This window comes from Olsenella phocaeensis, assembly GCF_900120385.1.
GTDB lineage: Bacteria > Actinomycetota > Coriobacteriia > Coriobacteriales > Atopobiaceae > Olsenella_I > Olsenella_I phocaeensis.
The window spans coordinates 1-17,353 of record NZ_LT635495.1; the positions used below are offsets into that span (position 1 = coordinate 1).

The 17,353-nt window shown below is 66.5% G+C and carries 20 protein-coding genes and 1 tRNA gene; 7 read left to right on the forward strand and 14 right to left on the reverse strand.

Annotation, left to right across the window (positions count from 1 at the left end):
* On the forward strand, positions 1-930 hold a 930-nt coding region (locus BQ7388_RS09745; RefSeq protein WP_327196115.1), incomplete at its 5' end, for an ATP-binding protein.
* A 204-nt stretch (positions 931-1,134) separates the two neighbouring features.
* On the opposite strand, the gene BQ7388_RS09750 is transcribed toward BQ7388_RS09745, so the two are convergent.
* Positions 1,135-1,211, reverse strand: a tRNA-Met gene (locus BQ7388_RS09750).
* A gap of 157 nt (positions 1,212-1,368) precedes the next feature.
* Here BQ7388_RS09750 and BQ7388_RS09755 point away from each other — a divergent pair.
* Positions 1,369-2,025: a glycerol-3-phosphate acyltransferase gene (locus BQ7388_RS09755; RefSeq protein ID WP_062530721.1), complete on the forward strand. Its 657-nt coding sequence runs from the start codon at positions 1,369-1,371 to the stop codon at positions 2,023-2,025.
* 511 nt (positions 2,026-2,536) lie between these two features.
* On the opposite strand, the gene BQ7388_RS09760 is transcribed toward BQ7388_RS09755, so the two are convergent.
* The 11 genes from BQ7388_RS09760 to BQ7388_RS09815 form a co-directional block, all read right to left on the reverse strand.
* On the reverse strand, positions 2,537-3,382 hold the full coding sequence (locus tag BQ7388_RS09760; RefSeq protein WP_072500515.1) for an HAD family hydrolase: 846 nt from the start codon (positions 3,380-3,382) through the stop codon (positions 2,537-2,539).
* A gap of 193 nt (positions 3,383-3,575) precedes the next feature.
* Entirely contained in the window at positions 3,576-4,073 is a 498-nt protein-coding gene (locus BQ7388_RS09765) for a GNAT family N-acetyltransferase (RefSeq protein WP_327196116.1), read from the reverse strand.
* Between the two features lie 91 nt (positions 4,074-4,164).
* Positions 4,165-5,667 (reverse strand): sensor histidine kinase, encoded by a 1,503-nt coding sequence (locus BQ7388_RS09770; protein ID WP_072500517.1) that lies wholly within the window; start codon positions 5,665-5,667, stop codon positions 4,165-4,167.
* Positions 5,655-6,317 (reverse strand): response regulator transcription factor, encoded by a 663-nt coding sequence (locus BQ7388_RS09775; protein ID WP_072500518.1) that lies wholly within the window; start codon positions 6,315-6,317, stop codon positions 5,655-5,657. Before BQ7388_RS09775 ends, BQ7388_RS09770 begins: the two co-directional genes overlap by 13 nt.
* Before the next feature lie 157 nt (positions 6,318-6,474).
* Entirely contained in the window at positions 6,475-8,262 is a 1,788-nt protein-coding gene (locus tag BQ7388_RS09780) for a sensor histidine kinase (RefSeq protein WP_234946947.1), read from the reverse strand.
* Positions 8,250-8,342 carry a winged helix-turn-helix domain-containing protein gene (locus tag BQ7388_RS13125; protein WP_234946950.1) on the reverse strand — a complete coding sequence of 31 codons (93 nt, stop codon included), beginning with the start codon at positions 8,340-8,342 and terminating at the stop codon, positions 8,250-8,252. The genes BQ7388_RS09780 and BQ7388_RS13125 overlap by 13 nt, the downstream gene beginning before the upstream one ends.
* 426 nt (positions 8,343-8,768) lie before the next feature.
* Positions 8,769-9,482 (reverse strand): lantibiotic protection ABC transporter ATP-binding protein, encoded by a 714-nt coding sequence (locus BQ7388_RS09795; protein WP_072500519.1) that lies wholly within the window; start codon positions 9,480-9,482, stop codon positions 8,769-8,771.
* A 66-nt stretch (positions 9,483-9,548) separates the two neighbouring features.
* Complete coding sequence (locus BQ7388_RS09800; protein ID WP_072500520.1) at positions 9,549-9,782, reverse strand: nucleotidyl transferase AbiEii/AbiGii toxin family protein; 234 nt, start codon at positions 9,780-9,782, stop codon at positions 9,549-9,551.
* Between the two features lie 3 nt (positions 9,783-9,785).
* A complete protein-coding gene (locus tag BQ7388_RS09805) occupies positions 9,786-10,391 on the reverse strand; it encodes a type IV toxin-antitoxin system AbiEi family antitoxin domain-containing protein (RefSeq protein ID WP_159430834.1) in 606 nt (201 codons plus the stop codon).
* Between the two features lie 192 nt (positions 10,392-10,583).
* A complete protein-coding gene (locus BQ7388_RS09810; protein ID WP_072500522.1) occupies positions 10,584-11,006 on the reverse strand; it encodes a TOBE domain-containing protein in 423 nt (140 codons plus the stop codon).
* A gap of 192 nt (positions 11,007-11,198) precedes the next feature.
* Positions 11,199-12,188, reverse strand: a complete 990-nt coding sequence (locus BQ7388_RS09815) for an AraC family transcriptional regulator (RefSeq protein ID WP_072500523.1) — start codon at positions 12,186-12,188, stop codon at positions 11,199-11,201.
* A 148-nt stretch (positions 12,189-12,336) separates the two neighbouring features.
* On the opposite strand from BQ7388_RS09815, the gene BQ7388_RS09820 reads away from it, so the two are divergent.
* Positions 12,337-12,951 (forward strand): MptD family putative ECF transporter S component, encoded by a 615-nt coding sequence (locus BQ7388_RS09820; protein ID WP_009278825.1) that lies wholly within the window; start codon positions 12,337-12,339, stop codon positions 12,949-12,951.
* A complete protein-coding gene (locus BQ7388_RS12730) occupies positions 12,952-13,182 on the forward strand; it encodes a hypothetical protein (protein WP_072500524.1) in 231 nt (76 codons plus the stop codon).
* Here BQ7388_RS12730 and BQ7388_RS13560 read toward each other — a convergent pair.
* Positions 13,161-13,289: a helix-turn-helix domain-containing protein gene (locus BQ7388_RS13560; protein ID WP_234946948.1), complete on the reverse strand. Its 129-nt coding sequence runs from the start codon at positions 13,287-13,289 to the stop codon at positions 13,161-13,163. The two genes, BQ7388_RS12730 and BQ7388_RS13560, sit on opposite strands and share 22 nt — an antisense overlap.
* Before the next feature lie 72 nt (positions 13,290-13,361).
* Between BQ7388_RS13560 and BQ7388_RS09835 the strand changes: the two genes are divergently transcribed.
* The 3 genes from BQ7388_RS09835 (at position 13,362) to BQ7388_RS09845 (ending at position 16,363) form a co-directional block, all read left to right on the forward strand.
* On the forward strand, positions 13,362-13,844 hold the full coding sequence (locus BQ7388_RS09835; RefSeq protein ID WP_234946949.1) for an energy-coupling factor transporter transmembrane component T: 483 nt from the start codon (positions 13,362-13,364) through the stop codon (positions 13,842-13,844).
* Positions 13,841-15,319 (forward strand): ABC transporter ATP-binding protein, encoded by a 1,479-nt coding sequence (locus BQ7388_RS09840; RefSeq protein WP_072500525.1) that lies wholly within the window; start codon positions 13,841-13,843, stop codon positions 15,317-15,319. The genes BQ7388_RS09835 and BQ7388_RS09840 overlap by 4 nt, the downstream gene beginning before the upstream one ends.
* A gap of 531 nt (positions 15,320-15,850) precedes the next feature.
* Positions 15,851-16,363, forward strand: a complete 513-nt coding sequence (locus tag BQ7388_RS09845; protein ID WP_072500526.1) for a GNAT family N-acetyltransferase — start codon at positions 15,851-15,853, stop codon at positions 16,361-16,363.
* Between the two features lie 159 nt (positions 16,364-16,522).
* Here BQ7388_RS09845 and BQ7388_RS09850 read toward each other — a convergent pair whose 3' ends face one another.
* A complete protein-coding gene (locus tag BQ7388_RS09850; RefSeq protein ID WP_009278821.1) occupies positions 16,523-17,338 on the reverse strand; it encodes a class I SAM-dependent methyltransferase in 816 nt (271 codons plus the stop codon).
* Positions 17,339-17,353 lie beyond the last annotated feature (15 nt).

Here is a 17,353-nt window from a genome sequence, read left to right on the forward strand (position 1 = left end):
GACCGGTCGAGGGCGGTGGGCGACGAGGAGCTGATGGCCAACCGCCGCGTCGCCGCCGTGGACGGGCATGGCGCCCTCCGCCCCACGCTCGCGGGAATCATGGCCCTCGGCAAGTACCCGCAGAAGTTCTTCCCGCGTCTGGACGTGGTGTTCACCAGATACCCCGGCCCCCGCAAGGGCGAGCTGGACGAGGCGGGCAGGCGCTTCGTGGACTCGGCCAACGTCGACGGCCCCATCCCGCAGATGGTGGTGGAGACCGTGCGCGCCGTGTCGCGGAACATGAAGCACGGGGCAATCGTGAGAGGGGCCCTGCGCGAGAACGTGCCGGACTACCCCCTTCCCGCCGTGCGCGAGGCGGTAGCGAACGCCCTCATGCACCGCGACTACTCCGTCGACGGGCAGGGCACGCCGGTCCTCGTGGACATGTACCCCGACCGGCTGGAGGTATCCAACCCAGGCGGCCTCTTCGGGTCGCTCACGGTGGACAGGCTGGGCGAGAGGGGCGGCACCGCGTCGAGGAACCAGTTCCTGGCCCGCATCCTGGAGGACGTCCCCTACACCGACTACGACGGCAGCACGGGTCGCGTCGTGGAGAACCGGGGCTCCGGCATCCCCACGATCAACCGGGAGCTCGCCGACGCACTCATGGAAAGGCCGATCGTGCGCAGCACGCTCGACGGGTTCGACATCACCTTCAGACACAGGAGGATGACCGAGGCCGAGGGCGCGGGATACTCCAAGGGCAACATGGAGGAAGCGGTGCTCGCATACTTCTCGGAGCACGAGAGCGCGAGCACCTTCGAGGTCGCCAAGGCCTCTGGCACGTCGACGAAGACTGCGCTGCGCTACATCAAAGCGCTCTTAGACGAGGGACTGCTGGAGCCCATCGGGACCAAGAACAGCCCGAAGAGAAGGTACCGGCTGAGCTAACGGGGATGATGCGGCACGGAGCTGCAGGGGCCGCGTCGACAAGGGCACGTGGCTCACTGCGGTCATCACCTACCGGCAGAGCCGCGGGCGCAGGCAACGCTCGTTTTCGGGCGAAAAAAAAATGGTAATGCTCGAATCGATTCGTCGGCAAAATGTCGGTTAAAAGAAACCCCGACCTGCCTTCGCAGGTCGGGGTTGTAGTTTTGGTCGCGGGGGCAGGATTTGAACCTACGACCTCCGGGTTATGAGCCCGGCGAGCTACCAGACTGCTCCACCCCGCAATGTCTGGGCGCAACCTGTGCGCAAAGAGATAATATAGGGACCCGAAGACAGACGGTCAAGCTCCATCGTGACTTCCAACATATCCCTTCACAATTGCGCCACGATTCGTCCGCTCTATGCAATTTCACGCGGATTTGCTCACAAGAGAGGTCTTACATGGACACCACACCCCTCGCCGCTACCCTTGCATCCCTGCTCGTAGGCTATGCCTTCGGCAACTTCCTCACGGCCGATGTCGTGGCCCGCGCCCTCACCCGTAAGAGCGCCTTCCAGACCGGCGTGGGTAACCCAGGAATGGCAAACATAGGTCATGAACTGGGTAAAGGCGCGGCCCTTGTCGTCCTTGCCGGAGACATCCTCAAGGTGGTCGCTGCCTGGGTCCTCTGCCGCACGCTCTTCCCCGGCAGCACCGAACTCGCTGGCAACGCCGCTGCCCTTGCGACCACCCTCGGCCACAACTTCCCCGTCTGGCATCGGTTCCGCGGCGGCAAGGGCGTGACCACCACCTGTTCCGCAATCATCCTTGCCACGCCGGCCATCGGCATCACGAGCTGCCTCTTCGGGCTCGCCGTGGTCATCATCTCCGGGTACCTCTGCTACGGAGCGGTGGCAATCACCCTCGCCTACCTGGTGGGGTCTATCTTTCTGGCGGTAGTGGGCGTCACCTCTCCCCCACTCGTGGCCTTCGCGCTCGTACTCTGCGCGCTCATGTTCGTCGCGCACTGGAGCGCCATCCAGGCGGCACGCAACGGAACCGCCCGCCGGGCGAGCATCTCGACCAAGCTGAGGGAGAGACTGGACCTGAACGGGTAGCGCCGAACGCGTCTGACGCGCCTGTTGATAAGCGTCAGCTGCTATCGAGCACGCTCAACGCGTTCGATTGTCTCGCCAAGACGTCCAGCGCGTCCGAATGCCGCCCTGCAACGTTCGATGCGTCTGAATGTCGCCCTGCAACGTTCGATGCGTCCGAGACTCCCGTCACCACGTCCAACATGCGTGAATTTCTCTCCACTACGTCCAACACGTCTGACGGCATAGCGTTTGCCCAGTTCAGCGATTTCAGAAAAACGCGTTGGACGTTCTCGCAACAAATTCGCACGCATTGGACGTTCTCGTGACGCAGGCACGCGCGATGGACGTTCTCGTGACGCAGGCACGCGCATTGGACGTTCTCGCGACATAGACGCACGCGATGGGCGTTCTCGCAACACAAGCACGCAGGCTCGCACGCGTTGGGCGCGCTCGTAGCAGAGCCACACGCGTCAGACGCCCCGGCCGCAGTGGAGAGAAACGCATACGACGTTCTCGCAGCCGCAACCATGCTCTACGCGCGCATGAAGTCCGCCGGCTCGTCCGTCCCCGCCACGCGTGCGAGCTCGCGCAGCGCCTCGGGCACGCCGTCGTCCAGGCAGGCACCGATGTGCCAGCGCGCCGCCTCGGCGGCCACGGGCATCGCGTTTGCCACCGCGACGGAGTTCGGCACGCGCCCCATCATCTTGATGTCGTTCTCTCCGTCGCCGAAGAAGGCAACCTCCTCGTCCGAGATGCCCATGGCGGCGATGAGCTCGTCCAGGCCGGACGCCTTGCTCACGCCCTTGGGAAGCACGTCGAACCAGTTGGCGATGGGTGCCACAATGTCGAACTCCGGAGCCAGGCACGCAGCGATGCGTCGCACGTTGTCCATGTTCTCCTTCGAACCGCTGCAGGCCATCGCACCGGCAATGAAGTCGATGTCGGGCAGATGCTCGCAGGGTATGCCGTTGAAGCGCAGGCGGCTCTCGTAGGCGGCCATCTCTGCCGTTCGGGCGCCAAGCACGTATACCGGGTTGGTGTAGTCGGTCTTGGCGGGGTACGCGCAGAGGAAGACGCTCGGCACAGCGAAGAAGGCGTCGGCAAGCCGCTGGAGCGCCTCCTTGTCCATGTAGTGCACGGCGACGAGCTCGCCGTCGAGCTTGACCTTCTTGCCGTTGGAGAGGATGCCCGTCTCGAAGCAGGACTCGTCGCCGCCGAAGAAGCGCCTGAGCTCCTGCTCGTCACGGCCCGTGGCGGGACCGAAGCGCAGGCCTGCCTCGCGCACGAGGGACACCGCCTCGAAGACCGAGTCAGAGACGCGGTCCTGCCCAAAGGGAACCAGCGTGTTATCCATGTCCGTGAGGGCGAGCTTGATCATTGTGACTCCCGTCGGGCGGCGCACCAAAGGCTGCCGCATGCCAAAAGAGCAGATGGCCCACCGGGGTACCCCCTCGAGCCATGCAGCCCAGTCTAGCACGCACGACTCGCAGTCCTCGCAGCGCGGAGGGGCCACCCCTGGGCCGGCTGCCGGGACCGCGCCTCTTCCTTGGCGTCGCCTGCTGTAGGACCTGCTACAGGACCTGCTCCAGGCAGATGAACTGGTCCGTCATGCCCATCTTGCGATAGAAGCGCAGCGCGGCGTCGTTCCCTCCCCACACGTGGAGCGTGACGTTGTGGAACCGGTTCCTCCTGGCGTAGTCGAGCACATGCTCGTAGAGCGACCTCCCCACATGCATCCCGCGCACGCGCTCGTCGACGCACAGGTCGTCGATGTACAGCGTGCGGATGCCATGGCGGAGCTCGGACTCCTCCGTGACCTCGACCTGGCAGAAGATGTACCCGAGGAGCGCGTCGTTCTCGTCCACGCAGACGAAGATCGGCTCCTTGTCGTCATCCAGCTTCGCCAAGAGCTCCCGGGCGTCGTACTTAGTGGCAGGTCCCTTGAACAGGTCCGGGCGAATTGCATGGTGGACCATGTTCACCTCGACCAGGAGGCGGAGAATGTCGTCTACGTCTCGCTCCTGCGCCCTTCTCACATGCATTCGCTTGGCTCCCCTCGCAGACGTCATTTGCCGTGGCCGCCTGATTCTACTCGGCGGCACGGCGGGACGAGGCAGGGCGGACGGTCAGGTTACCCGACGTTCACCGAGGCCATACAGGTTACCCGACGTTCACCGAAGCCATGGGGGCGACCCCTCCGGCCTGGGCGAGCGGGAGCACGATGGCGGCACGCGCCCCCAGGGCGGCTCCCCCGCCATCCTGGCGGTTGGAGAGCTCGAGCCTGCCTCCGTGCGCGGAGGCGACGTCTGACGCGATTGAGAGCCCGAGCCCGAAGTGGGAGCCCGCACCGGAGGTGCGCGACTTGTCCTCGCGCCAGAAGCGCTCGGCCCCGTGCGCCAGGACGTCGGGCGAGAAGCCTTCCCCGTCATCCTCGACGGCGATGGAGATGCCTCGCGAGTCGCCGGAGAGCACAAGCGTCACGCGTCCGCCCCTCGCGTGCTCGCAGGCGTTGTCGGCCAGGTTGAGCACAGCGCGGGCCAGGGCGTCCTCGTCCCACCGCGGCGTCGGCACCTCTCCCCTCGCGATCGCGTCGCACAGACCCCGGAACGACGGCTCCCGTGACACCCCGAACAGGAGGCCATGGGCAGAGACGAGCCTTCCCACCTCGCCCTCCAGACCGTCGGCCAGGGCAGCTGGGTCCACGGGCGCAAGGTCCAGCGCCTCCGCATGCCCGCGAGACGCCTCGACGATCCTCCCCACGAAGGCGTCCATGGACAGCGTCGCGTCACGGATGGCCCGGACGCACGCAGCCTGCTCGCCGCCGAGCCTCCCCCTCGCGGCGTCCTCGTCCAGCAGCTCGGCATTGCCGAGCGCCACCGTGAGCGGCGTCTTGAGGTCGTGCGCGAGCGCCGCGACCTGCTCCCGTGCCCGCCGCTCCACCGCCCTCTGCGCCTCGAGCGAGCCCTTCAGCGAGAGGCGCATCTCCTCCATGGCGCGCAGGACGTCGTCCACCTCGGCAACGTCGCTCTTCCCCACGGGTGCTTCGAGGTCCTGCCTGCCGACCGCTTCCGCCGCCCGCGCCAGGGGGGCCATCTTGCGCGTCAGCACGCGGCCGGCACGCAGGGCGATGAGGGTGACGGCCGCGACCAACGGGAGCAGGATGGACCACATCAGCAGGCCCTGAGGATTGGGCAACGCGTCTCGCAGACCCTTGTCGGCCCACTGGGGGACGATGTCGTAGCAGAGCACGCAACGGCCCCCGTCCGGCAGGTCGACGGCAGCATAGAAGGACGAGCCGGACGTCGTGGGCCGGATGTCCCCGCCTCCCCGCCCGGCGGCCAAGGTCCGTGCAGCATCGAGCCGGCGCCCGCCCATGTCGGACTCGAGCAGTCCGCCGTCCGCACCGAAGCGCGCATAGCGGTATGCCGACGGGATGCCGGAGGGGTCGAAGGAGGACTGGCTGGCAAGGACGGACGCGACCTCGTCCAGGTGCGTCTCGCCATAGTTGGCCACCAGAACGGTCCCGGACTGCATCTGCCCGCCGAAGACGCCCAGTGGGATTCCCAGGGCGAGAAGCGCCGCCACGAGCACATAGAGGAAGTAGCGCGAGATCACCAGGGCGAGGGGGATCCGCGTGCGCCGCATCGGGCCTACGAGGACCATCGGTACCCCATCCCCCGCACCGTCTCGATGGGGTCCACGCCCGCGGCATGGAGCTTGGCGCGCGCGTTGCTCACGTGCATCGACACGGCGTCGTCCCCCGCGTCCGACGCCCACCCAAACGCCCCGTCACGAATCTGGTCGCGCGAGAGCACCTGCCCGTCGTGCCGCACGAGGAACTCGCAGATGGCATACTCCGTGGGCGTGAGCGCCACGGGCCTGCCAGCGACGGAGAGCGCCCGGCCGCCGAGGTCGAAGCGGACGTCGCCGAGGGCAAGGACGTGGGTGTGGGTACGTCCCTCTCGCCTCAGGTGGGCGGCCACCTTGGCGCGCAGCTCGGCCACCCCGAACGGCTTGCGCAGGTAGTCGTCTGCGCCCAGGGCGAGCCCGCGCACGGCGTCCTCCTCGGCCACCCTGGCGGTGAGGAAGACTATGGGGGCGTCCACGAGCTCGCGGATGCGCCCGACCAGCTCGAAGCCGTCCATCCCGGGCATCATCACGTCGCAGAGGACGAGGTCGTAGCGCGAGAGGTCACGCCCGGGCACGGATGTTGGATCGTTCTCGACGTCGACCACATGCCCGTCGCGCGCGAGGGCACGGGCGAGCAGGTCCGTGATCGCCCGCTCGTCGTCTATCGCCAGGATCCGCGCCATGGGACCCCACCGTCCTCTCCCTCCGGCCCCGGGGACCGCAGTTCCGTCACCGCCATGATAGGCAAGGAGGGCGCCCGCACGCCATCCCCCAGGCCCGCGTCACCCCACACCGAGGACGTCGTGCGCGGTCTGCGGGACCTCGGACTCGTCGACGCCGTCATAGCGCACGCCCGAGCTCCCCTTCGCCTCGATCCTGAGCCACCCCTGTCCGGACGCCTCGCGCCCGAAGAGGATGATGGTCACCATGAGACGCGTGCCATCCTCTGCGGCCGCCTCCACGTCGTAGACGTAGTTCACGCCCGATCCGGACGCGTCCGGATATGAGTCCACGTGGGCCCCCGGAGCCGGACAGCGCGCCCACACCATGCGGGACGGCACGGGCAACAGCCTGTCGGCCGTGCTCTTGGCCACCGTTCCGGCACCAGAGCATCCCTGAATCGCGGCGCATGCGAGCATGGCTCCCGCTGCGAGCGCAAGGGTCACGACGACCCGTCCCCACGTTCTTACGACCATGCCGAACACCCCCTACTCCCCGCGACGCGCGGGCTCGAAGCGCGCGACCCACCACTGCACGGCCACCGCGAGCAGGGCGGTCGTCACGACGCACGCACCCGCGAGCCANGCCCGCACCGGAGGTGCGCGACTTGTCCTCGCGCCAGAAGCGCTCGGCCCCGTGCGCCAGGACGTCGGGCGAGAAGCCTTCCCCGTCATCCTCGACGGCGATGGAGATGCCTCGCGAGTCGCCGGAGAGCACAAGCGTCACGCGTCCGCCCCTCGCGTGCTCGCAGGCGTTGTCGGCCAGGTTGAGCACAGCGCGGGCCAGGGCGTCCTCGTCCCACCGCGGCGTCGGCACCTCTCCCCTCGCGATCGCGTCGCACAGACCCCGGAACGACGGCTCCCGTGACACCCCGAACAGGAGGCCATGGGCAGAGACGAGCCTTCCCACCTCGCCCTCCAGACCGTCGGCCAGGGCAGCTGGGTCCACGGGCGCAAGGTCCAGCGCCTCCGCATGCCCGCGAGACGCCTCGACGATCCTCCCCACGAAGGCGTCCATGGACAGCGTCGCGTCACGGATGGCCCGGACGCACGCAGCCTGCTCGCCGCCGAGCCTCCCCCTCGCGGCGTCCTCGTCCAGCAGCTCGGCATTGCCGAGCGCCACCGTGAGCGGCGTCTTGAGGTCGTGCGCGAGCGCCGCGACCTGCTCCCGTGCCCGCCGCTCCACCGCCCTCTGCGCCTCGAGCGAGCCCTTCAGCGAGAGGCGCATCTCCTCCATGGCGCGCAGGACGTCGTCCACCTCGGCAACGTCGCTCTTCCCCACGGGTGCTTCGAGGTCCTGCCTGCCGACCGCTTCCGCCGCCCGCGCCAGGGGGGCCATCTTGCGCGTCAGCACGCGGCCGGCACGCAGGGCGATGAGGGTGACGGCCGCGACCAACGGGAGCAGGATGGACCACATCAGCAGGCCCTGAGGATTGGGCAACGCGTCTCGCAGACCCTTGTCGGCCCACTGGGGGACGATGTCGTAGCAGAGCACGCAACGGCCCCCGTCCGGCAGGTCGACGGCAGCATAGAAGGACGAGCCGGACGTCGTGGGCCGGATGTCCCCGCCTCCCCGCCCGGCGGCCAAGGTCCGTGCAGCATCGAGCCGGCGCCCGCCCATGTCGGACTCGAGCAGTCCGCCGTCCGCACCGAAGCGCGCATAGCGGTATGCCGACGGGATGCCGGAGGGGTCGAAGGAGGACTGGCTGGCAAGGACGGACGCGACCTCGTCCAGGTGCGTCTCGCCATAGTTGGCCACCAGAACGGTCCCGGACTGCATCTGCCCGCCGAAGACGCCCAGTGGGATTCCCAGGGCGAGAAGCGCCGCCACGAGCACATAGAGGAAGTAGCGCGAGATCACCAGGGCGAGGGGGATCCGCGTGCGCCGCATCGGGCCTACGAGGACCATCGGTACCCCATCCCCCGCACCGTCTCGATGGGGTCCACGCCCGCGGCATGGAGCTTGGCGCGCGCGTTGCTCACGTGCATCGACACGGCGTCGTCCCCCGCGTCCGACGCCCACCCAAACGCCCCGTCACGAATNGAGGCCCAGGCACCAGACGACCTTGGCGCACCACGCCCTCCCAAGCGGCACGCCGCTGGAGAGCAGGGCGCGGTTTCCCATGCGCGCGTCCGCATTGGCCACCGTGGCGGCGACGAGCGAGAGCATGACCGGCATCAGCAGCACGTACCAGTAGTTCCAGGGCGTGTACGAGATGCTCGCCCCCGGCACGAGCAGGACTGCCAGGGCCGCCAGCAGCGGGAAGGGCAGGGCGAGGGCGACCGCCAGCCGCAGGGGCGCGGCATGCCTCGACTTCAGCGCCTCCGCGCGCAGCGCCGAGACGAACGTGGAGCCCACAGCCCCGGTCCCCTTGGTACTCTCGCCCCTCCGCGCCGCATGGCGCGACGTGGCGGTCATCTGGACCCCTCCTTCCGGCACACGTCCATGAAGAGCCTCTCCAGGTCTTCTCCCTCGCGCAGCGCGTCCTCGTAGGCGAGCCTGCCGCCCACGATGATGCCCACGGAATCGGCCATGTGCTGGACCTCGCCCAGGATGTGACTGGAGAGCAGCACCGTGATGCCACGCTTCGGGAAGCTCCTGACCAGCCCGCGCAGGTCCTCTATGCCCAGGGGGTCGAGGCCGTTGGTGGGCTCGTCCAGGATCAGCAGGCGGGGGCTCGCGAGCAGAGCGAGGGCGATTCCCAGGCGCTGCCGCATGCCCAGCGAGAAGCGGCCCGCACGCTTGGAGCCCGTGTCGGTGAGGTCAACCGTATTCAGGACCTCGCCGATGCGCCCCTCCGGCAGGCCAAGGAGCGTGGTGCGCACGCGCAGGTTCTCGCGGGCGGTGAGGTTGGGGTAGAGGGACGGCTGCTCCACGAGCGAGCCTATGCGGTACAGGTCGTCGCGACGCCAGGGGCGACCCTCGAAGAGCATCTCGCCCTCCGTCGGGCGCAGCATGCCCGTGATCATCTTGAGGGTGGTCGACTTCCCCGCCCCGTTGGGACCGAGTAGCCCGTACACCCTCCCCTCCTCGACGTGCAGCGAGACGTGGTCGACCGCCGTCTGGGCGTTCGCTCCACGCCCGAAGCGTTTGACCAGCCCGCGCGTCTCCAGGACGCATGTTGCCATGGGGTCTCCTTCCGTTCTGGCTTCTCGTCTTCGAGAACCAGTCTGGGGGCGATCCCTAAAGGAACGCTAAAGGCTCGTCGCGAAGTCCAAATCCCTCGTTGCGCGGGCGTCGGGAATGCGCGCAAGAAGCCCGCTTCCACCCTTGAGAACGAATGTCTCGTTGGCGTCAGCGAACACGCGACAGAGGAACCTGTCGCGTAAGGCCTGGCGATAGCCTTCTCCCGGATTCGTGCCCGACTCCCTCACTGCCTTCTTGATCGCACGATCGAAGGCAGCTGGCGTGCTGTAGACGAAATCCATCCGTCATCCCCTCTTCAGATACGCGTAGAGATCAAAGCCTTTGCCGAATCCGCATTTTGCTGCGCGAGAGTTGACCTCGTCTCCAAGGTTCATAGCGAAATCGGCAAGTTCGGCGTCGCGCAGGACAGAGGTGACCAAGCTCAAGTCCTCTCCGTGGTCGAGCAGGTCGAGAATCGTACGCCTGGGAGTGGTCGTAGGCATCCCAGCCACCATGCATACATCTTCCTTGGGAAGCTGTCGCCTGAGGAACCTCAGGGAGGGATTTCTCGACTGCTTCCTCTTCGGACAGGAAAACGTAATAGGCTCGGGCTTCAACTCACCCAAGCCATGGAGCCATGCAGCAGTCCCAAGAGAGGCTACACAGCCGCTCTCGTCGAAAGGCCTGAGATGTGCGGGAGTCGCCGGATTCGTCGCGAGCCACGCGGCATACACGTCCTCCTCGCGAATCGAGGGAGCAGCCGCGGCCCTGAACACACCCCACGCAACAGGTTCAATCTGGCCATGCGAGGCAAGGCGCGAAAGCGCCATCCTGTCAATTCCGAGCGATGTCGCCTGCGCAGAGGTAAACAGCCCCTTCTGCGAGGAGCTGATGTCGTTGATTATGTTCAAGGCATCCAGCACTTTCATGCTGCAATTGTAACATTAAAAAGTTACAATTGCAGCAACTTTTAGGCCCTTGCCTGTCTCCTGCACCCTCCTACGCTTAAGCAAAGCCTCCCCCTCCTGCATCCAGGAGGGGGAGGCTGTCCGAACCCTGCCCGAGGGACGCCCGTCCCAAGCGCGTCCTACCCGAGCCGCGCCCTAGTCGACTGCCACGAGGACGTCGGTCGCCTTGATGATGGCGACCGCCTTCATGCCCTCGGTGAGACCGAGCTGCTTGACGGCCTCGTTGGTGATCGACCCGGTGAGTCGGTTGCCGTCGGCGTCCTCGAGCGCCACGGAGGCGTTCACGGCGCCGAGCTGGGCCTTGACAATCGTGCCCTCGATCTGGTTGCGGGCCGAGAGCTGCGGGAGCCTCTCGGTCGCGAACATGACGTTCGTGGCCTTGATGACGGCGTGGCACTCCTTGCCCTCGACGAGTCCGAGCTCCTTCACGGCCTCCATGGTGATGTCGGACTTGATCACGCTCTGGTCGCCGAAGGAGATGGTCACGACGGCGTTGACGGCGCCCTCCTGCACTGCCTTGACGGTGCCCTTGATCTGGTTGCGCGCGCTGATCCTCATGATGCCTCGCTCTCTCTCGAAAAACCGAATACCACTTGGCGGCAAGGTGCCCGCCACTGCCCCGGATGCCGGACCGGCGGACGAGCGCCGGCAGCCCCGTGACGTGACACCAGCATATCGCCTCGACATCGAAGGGCACCCGTCTGCGGAGCCTCCCTCCAGCCGTCCTCCACCTCCGGCAGGTGCCGGGGCTCAGCGATTGGGCTCGCCGCCCTGGCAGCACCGGGCGACGACCGACTTCCTGAACTCGCTCGGGAGCATCCCCACCTCGCGCTTGAATACCGCCGAGAAGCGCCCCGCGCACGCGTAGCCGACGGCATGCGCTATCTGCCCTATGGTGAGGTCGTCCCGACGCATCAGCTGCTCTGCCTGGCTCATGCGTCGGCTCTGGACGTAGCCGATGACCGTCATGCCGGTGACGAGCTTGAAGGTCGACTTGAACTTGGTCGGGCTCATGCATGCCATGGCCGCGAGGTCGGGGACGCGCAGGTCCGCCGCGCAATGGTCGTCGATGTAGCACACCACGTCGTGTATGCGCTCGCAGTCGGCGGGACTGGCCGCCCTGCGGCTTCCGGGTGCCTCCCGCCTCGTCCTCTCGACGATGAGGCTCATCGCCTCGAGCACCTTGCCCCCGTAGAAGAGCTTGCTGCGGCCCTCGTCGCCCGGCTGGGGCCAGAGCCCCGAGAGCAGGGCCTTCATCTCGGGGAACTCGTCGTTGCGACCCAGCGAGACGAAGGCCTTCTCGACGTTGCGGAACTTCCCCTCGTACTCCAGGTCCAGGAAGCGCGCCGAGAACTCCGGGGTCACCTCGATCGAGACGCTCTGCACGGGGATGCCCCCATGGGCGACTCCCCTCCACGGGCCTCCCCCTATGCTCTGGCCCCATATGCTGTTGGGCCTGAGCTTGCGATAGGGGCTGAACTCCTCGCCCGCGATCGACCTGAACCAGGTCACGGTGAGGTACCTGGGCGAATCGAAGTTCATCACGAAGTCGTCCCTTATGACGAAGTCGTGGATGCTGACGCTCCATGGCTCGTCCTCCAGGGAAAGGGAGTGGAACCACCCCTGGCAGCGCTCGTTCCGCACCCGGTACGAGCGCCAGAGCGGGCCGAAGCCCTCCGGCGAAGGCTCCCTGGAAAACCCCGCGGCGATCAGCGCCCGCTCCTGCAACGTGACCTTCACCGGTCGTCCTTTCCTCCTATGCCGATGGGACGCAAACGAGCGAGGATTGGACGGGAAACCCTCGAACGTGCTGCCGCTTCTCCCGCCCTTGCATACACTCGCAAGAGAAAGTTAGCGTCATATAACATGATATGAAAGGACATGCGTGATGGAGCAGGAGAATCTGATGGCGGGAGGCGGCGGCCTCGCCGCGCGCGACCTTGTCACTACGGGCATCTTCTCGGCGCTCTACCTCGTGTTCATGATGGTGGGGGGCATGTTCTTCGCCTCCAACCCCGTGCTCACGTTCTGGATGCCGGCCGCATCCGCGCTTCTCACCGGCCCCGTGTACCTGCTGCTCGTCGCAAAGGTTCCCAAGCATGGCCCGCTGGTCGTCCTGGGGGTCGTCGAGGGGCTCGTCGTGTTTGCGACGGGGATGTACTGGGGCTGGTCGGTGGCCTGCGTCGTCCTGGGGGTCGTCGCCGACGTCGTCGCGGGCGTCGGGGGCTTCAGGAACAAGGCGCTCAACCTCGTGGCCTTCGTCGTGTATTCCCTCTCGCCCATGGGGTCCTACCTCATGCTCTGGGTCGACCCGAGCGGATACGCCTCGTACCTCGTGGGCAAGGGGGCCGAGCAGGCATACATGGACACGATGTTCTCGACAGCCACGTCCTGGATGCTGCCAGCGATGCTGGTCGCGACCGTTGCGTGCGCGGTCGTCAGCGGCCTGGTGGGCATGCGCCTCCTGCGCCGCCAGTTCGCGAAGGCCGGGATGACGGCCTAGATGGGGGAAGCGCGTCGCCTCGACCCGCGCACGAAGCTCGTGGCGCTGGCATGCATGGCCGCCTCCGTGGCCCTCGCCCCGAACATGGCCTGCGAGCTCCTGCTCATGGCGCTCGCGGCCTCCTTTGGGGCGGCCCTCGGCAAGGGCTATGGCAACGGACTCGAGGAGGAAGAGGGCCATGACGTCCAGATGATCCCTGAGGAAGAGCCTCATGGCCTTCCGCCCATGTAGAGACGATAGCCAACGGTGCGCACCACCTTGATCTGGGCGAGAATGCCCGCACTGGAGAAGCGATCGCGAAGCCGGCGGATGTTGACATTCAGGGTGTTGGGCTCCACGAAGCCCTCCCCGTCCCACGNCTGTATGCGGCCCTGCTCGTTGGTGCGCAGCTCACGCCGCTTCTGTGCAACGTGGCGCTGCGCACCCTGTTCGCCTCGTTCCTTCTCCTCCTGCGCAAGGTGTTCGCGTGTGGCCTGATGGCCTACGCCACGGTGTCCACGACGCACGTGAACGAGCTCATGGGCGCGCTGGCACGCATGGGAGCGCCGCGCAGCGTGACGATTCCCCTTGCCGTCGCCCTGCGCTATGCGCCGACCATACGCGAGGACTGGGGATTCATACGTGACGCCATGCGCATGCGCGGCGTGTCGCCAAGCCCCCTAGGGTTCGCGCGAGCGCCGATGCGCACCATCGACTGCGTCTACGTCCCCCTGCTCATGAGCGCAAGCCGCACCTCCGACGAGCTTGCCATGGCGGCGGTCGCACGAGGCATCGAGAACCCCGCGCGACGCACGTGCTACCTGCACCTTGAGATGAGGAGGCTCGACTTCGTGTTGGTTGCGGGCTTCGCGGCCGTGACGGCAGGCATGCTTGCGCTGAGGCTGGCATCATGATCGCCTTCGAACATGCCTTCTTCACGTATGGAGCGCCGCCCGGCCTAGGGCGGGCGGATGTCGAGGACGTGACGCTCTCCGTGCGGGACGGCGAGGTGGTCGTGCTCTGCGGTCGGTCGGGCTGCGGCAAGTCGACCCTGCTCAGGCTCGCCAACGGACTGGCGCCCCGATTCTTCCCCGGGAGGAAGTCCGGGAGCGTCGCCCTGGATGGCACCGGCGTCGACGAGCTCGCCACCTGGGAGATCGCCCAGAGGGCAGGCTCGCTCTTCCAGAACCCGCGCACCCAGTTCTTCAACGTCGACTCCACGGGCGAGGTGGCGTTCGCGCTGGAGAGCGCAGGGTGGCGCGAGGACAGGATTCGCTCCCGTGCGGGCGAGACGTTCGACGAGCTGGGCATCGCGTCCCTTGCCGACCGCAGCATCTTCGAGCTTTCGGGCGGAGAGCGCCAGAAGATCGCCTTTGCGAGCATCTGGGCGTTGCGCCCCACGAACCTTCTGCTCGACGAGCCAACGAGCAACCTGGACCTGCCCTCGATCGACGACATGGCACGCCTCGTGCGCCACGCCAAGGAGAGGGGCTGCGCGGTCCTCGTGGCGGAGCATCGCCTCTCGTGGCTCTCGGACGTCGCCGACCGATACGTCTACCTGGATGGCGGCAGGGTCCAGCGCAGCATGGAGGCGGCCGAGTTCCTGTCGCTCGACGCGCGGGAGGTCGAGCTCATGGGCCTGCGCGCGCGGGAGGCGGGCGGCATGGTCATTCCGCCGGACGTGCGTGACGATGCGCCTCGCACGGGCCCTCCCCTGCTCGCGGCACATGGCCTCTCGCTCTCCCGCGGTTCCGTCCCCGTTCTGAGAGATGCCGATATCGAGCTGGATGGGGGCGAGGTCGTGGCCCTCGTGGGCAGGAACGGCGCGGGCAAGACCACCCTCTGCAGGTCGCTCTGTGGGTTCGAGCGCAAGGCGGAAGGCGTGGTGGCTGTCGACGGGGCAAAGGCCACGCGCAGGGAGCGGACGCGCATCTCCTCCATGGTGTTCCAGGACGTGAACTACCAGCTGTTCGCCGAGAGCGTCGCCAGCGAGGTCACGTTCGGGCTGCCCACGCGTCGGGCCAGGGACGTCGACGTCTCGCGGCTCCTGTTCAACCTGGGCCTCGGGGGACTTGACGACAGGCATCCCGCCACGCTCTCGGAAGGTCAGAAGCAGCGCCTTGCCGTAGCGGCCTGCGTTGCAGCCGACAAGCGCGTGCTCGTCTTCGACGAACCCACGAGCGGGCTCGACCTGGACGGCATGCGCCGCGTCGCCCGGCTGCTCAAGGCACTGGCGCAGCAGGGCCGTGCGATACTGGTCGCGACGCACGACCTGGAGCTCATCGCCTGCGCCTGCACGCGCTGCCTGTACCTGGAAGGAGGCGTCGTGCTGCCCGTGCCCGCAGAGCAAGGTGAGCTTGGGCGGCTCGTCCACGTCGGTCAAACGTGACGGAACGGCCGAAGCGGCGCTGACGTGCAGCCCGGGCGTAAGGCCGACAACGCCCAGCGCGCCTGCCGCGGCACCGACAACGTCAAACGCGTCTGCCGCAGCGCCGACGACGTCCGACGCGTCCGAAAACTTGACGACGACGTCAAACGCGTCTACTGCAGCTCTGACAACGCCAAACGCGTCCGTAAAATCGCCGACGACGTCAAACGCGTCTGGCCATCGACAAAATCCCTGGTCAGATTCTGTCCCCAGACGCGTTTGACGCTTTCGAACGAAATCCGGACGCGATGGACGCTTTCGAGCAATACCCGAACGCGTCGAACGCTTTCGCGGAAGAGCACGCACCCGCCGCAACGAACGACGCCTTGCTATAATCCGGCAGACAACACATCGGAGGACAGTACGCCGTAGCGTAGGGTGTCGTGGGTCCAGCGGACCCGCAGGCCGCCTGTCAGAGAAGATGCCGGGTGAGCCCGGGTGTCGCGCATTGACGTGTGCGGCACCCGGGCTTCTCACATAAGGGAGAAGACCATGGACGTCACGCTCGGGCCGCTGCAACCACAAGACACCGATGCGTTCGCCGCAGAGATGCAGGAGGCATTCCAGCTTGCCGTGGATGCGGCGAGCGACGACGAGCCCCTCCCCGTGCTGCCCAGGCAGGACATCGACGAGTCCCTCGCAAACCCAGGCGCAGTCGCCCTGGTCGCCACCTGCGAGGGAAGGCGCGTCGGTGGCACGGTGCTGTTCCTCGACGAGGAGACTCATGAGCACGAGTGCGCCCTCCTCTACGTCAGGGCGGACGCGCACGGAAGGGGAATCGGAGCCGCACTCTGGAAGGCAATCGAGAAGCGCTACCCGGACGCAGTTGCCTGGACGCTGTGCACACCCTACTTCGAGGTGCGAAACATCCACTTCTACCTGAGCAAGTGCGGCTTCCACATCATCGACCTGGTCAAAGACCCAGAGACGGGGCCAGCGGATGCCAGCGGAAAGGGGAGTCTCATGTTCTCGTTCGTGAAGCGCCTCGACGGACGCTGGGAGTAGGCAGGGCGCATGCGACAAGGGAAGTCGCCCGGCCCTCTCGCAACGTTACGTCCTGAAATTTGATGTAAAACGCAAAAACTAGAACGTAAAAACGATTGATGCAACACTTTTAAGGACGTCAGCCACCGAGAGGACCGTGTCTCACGCTGCCCAAAGGGGTCAGGAAAGCCCCAGGTGGACCATCTTCACCATACCCAGCAGATCCGAGACGCGCATGCTCAGCTTGGTCGAGAGCCTGAGACCCACCTTGCTGACGTGGCAGTAGAAGTTCTCCTCCGCCAGGACGGTCACGTTGCCGCCCACCTTGGAAGCCAGCTCGCGAGCCGAGTCGACGTAGAAGAACATTCGGGCATCCTCGTGCCCGACCGTCTTCATGTACTTCTTTCGCATCATGAACATGCCGGACTTGCTCACGGCGTCGAAAAGAAGCTGAATGTCGCCTTTGCCCTGAAGCATGCGAATCAGGCCCAGAACCTGCTCCTCCTCGAAGTAGTAGAACAGCCCGCTCGCCGTGACCAAGAGCGGCGCACCGGAATGCTCCCTCCTGACCCGCTCGAGCCAGTCCTCCTCGAACGCACCGCCTGCTATGTAGTGCTCGCGACCAGTCTCGGGCAGAATCGTCCTGCGGTAGTCGATGACGTGAGGCAGGTCCACCCCATACCACGGGGCATGACCGTCGTCGTCGCGATAGTAGGTCGTCTCGAGACCGCAACCGAGCTGCACGATTACGCCCTCGGGCCTGTCCGCAAGGAAGTCGGCGATGAAACGGTCCATGTTCGCTGAGCGCACTGCAGAAGCCAGGTATGTGTACTGCGTCTGGGAGTCGTTCTCCACGACCTCCCGAGGAAGATGCGCCTTCAGCCCCAACGCCTTCCTGTCGTAGAGAATCGACCTGTGGTTCTCGCTTGCGTAGATTCTGCCGAGCATGGGAACGTAGAGGGTGTCCTCCAACACGCCGAGCTGCCTGTCCGCCATGTTCCCGACGCCTCT

Excerpts from the sequence above, each read along its gene's own strand:
- BQ7388_RS09845 (WP_072500526.1), top strand. The coding sequence starts at position 15,851 with ATGGACGTCACGCTCGGGCCGCTGCAACCACAAGACACCGATGCGTTC.
- BQ7388_RS09775 (WP_072500518.1), bottom strand. The coding sequence starts at position 6,317 with ATGGCGCGGATCCTGGCGATAGACGACGAGCGGGCGATCACGGACCTG.
- BQ7388_RS13125 (WP_234946950.1), bottom strand. The coding sequence starts at position 8,342 with ATGCACGTGAGCAACGCGCGCGCCAAGCTCCATGCCGCGGGCGTGGAC.
- BQ7388_RS09795 (WP_072500519.1), bottom strand. The coding sequence starts at position 9,482 with ATGGCAACATGCGTCCTGGAGACGCGCGGGCTGGTCAAACGCTTCGGG.
- BQ7388_RS09810 (WP_072500522.1), bottom strand. The coding sequence starts at position 11,006 with ATGAGGATCAGCGCGCGCAACCAGATCAAGGGCACCGTCAAGGCAGTG.
- BQ7388_RS09755 (WP_062530721.1), top strand. The coding sequence starts at position 1,369 with ATGGACACCACACCCCTCGCCGCTACCCTTGCATCCCTGCTCGTAGGC.
- BQ7388_RS09840 (WP_072500525.1), top strand. The coding sequence starts at position 13,841 with ATGATCGCCTTCGAACATGCCTTCTTCACGTATGGAGCGCCGCCCGGC.
- BQ7388_RS09760 (WP_072500515.1), bottom strand. The coding sequence starts at position 3,382 with ATGATCAAGCTCGCCCTCACGGACATGGATAACACGCTGGTTCCCTTT.
- BQ7388_RS09800 (WP_072500520.1), bottom strand. The coding sequence starts at position 9,782 with ATGGATTTCGTCTACAGCACGCCAGCTGCCTTCGATCGTGCGATCAAG.
- BQ7388_RS09820 (WP_009278825.1), top strand. The coding sequence starts at position 12,337 with ATGGAGCAGGAGAATCTGATGGCGGGAGGCGGCGGCCTCGCCGCGCGC.
- BQ7388_RS12730 (WP_072500524.1), top strand. The coding sequence starts at position 12,952 with ATGGGGGAAGCGCGTCGCCTCGACCCGCGCACGAAGCTCGTGGCGCTG.
- BQ7388_RS09850 (WP_009278821.1), bottom strand. The coding sequence starts at position 17,338 with ATGGCGGACAGGCAGCTCGGCGTGTTGGAGGACACCCTCTACGTTCCC.
- BQ7388_RS09770 (WP_072500517.1), bottom strand. The coding sequence starts at position 5,667 with ATGGTCCTCGTAGGCCCGATGCGGCGCACGCGGATCCCCCTCGCCCTG.
- BQ7388_RS09765 (WP_327196116.1), bottom strand. The coding sequence starts at position 4,073 with ATGACGTCTGCGAGGGGAGCCAAGCGAATGCATGTGAGAAGGGCGCAG.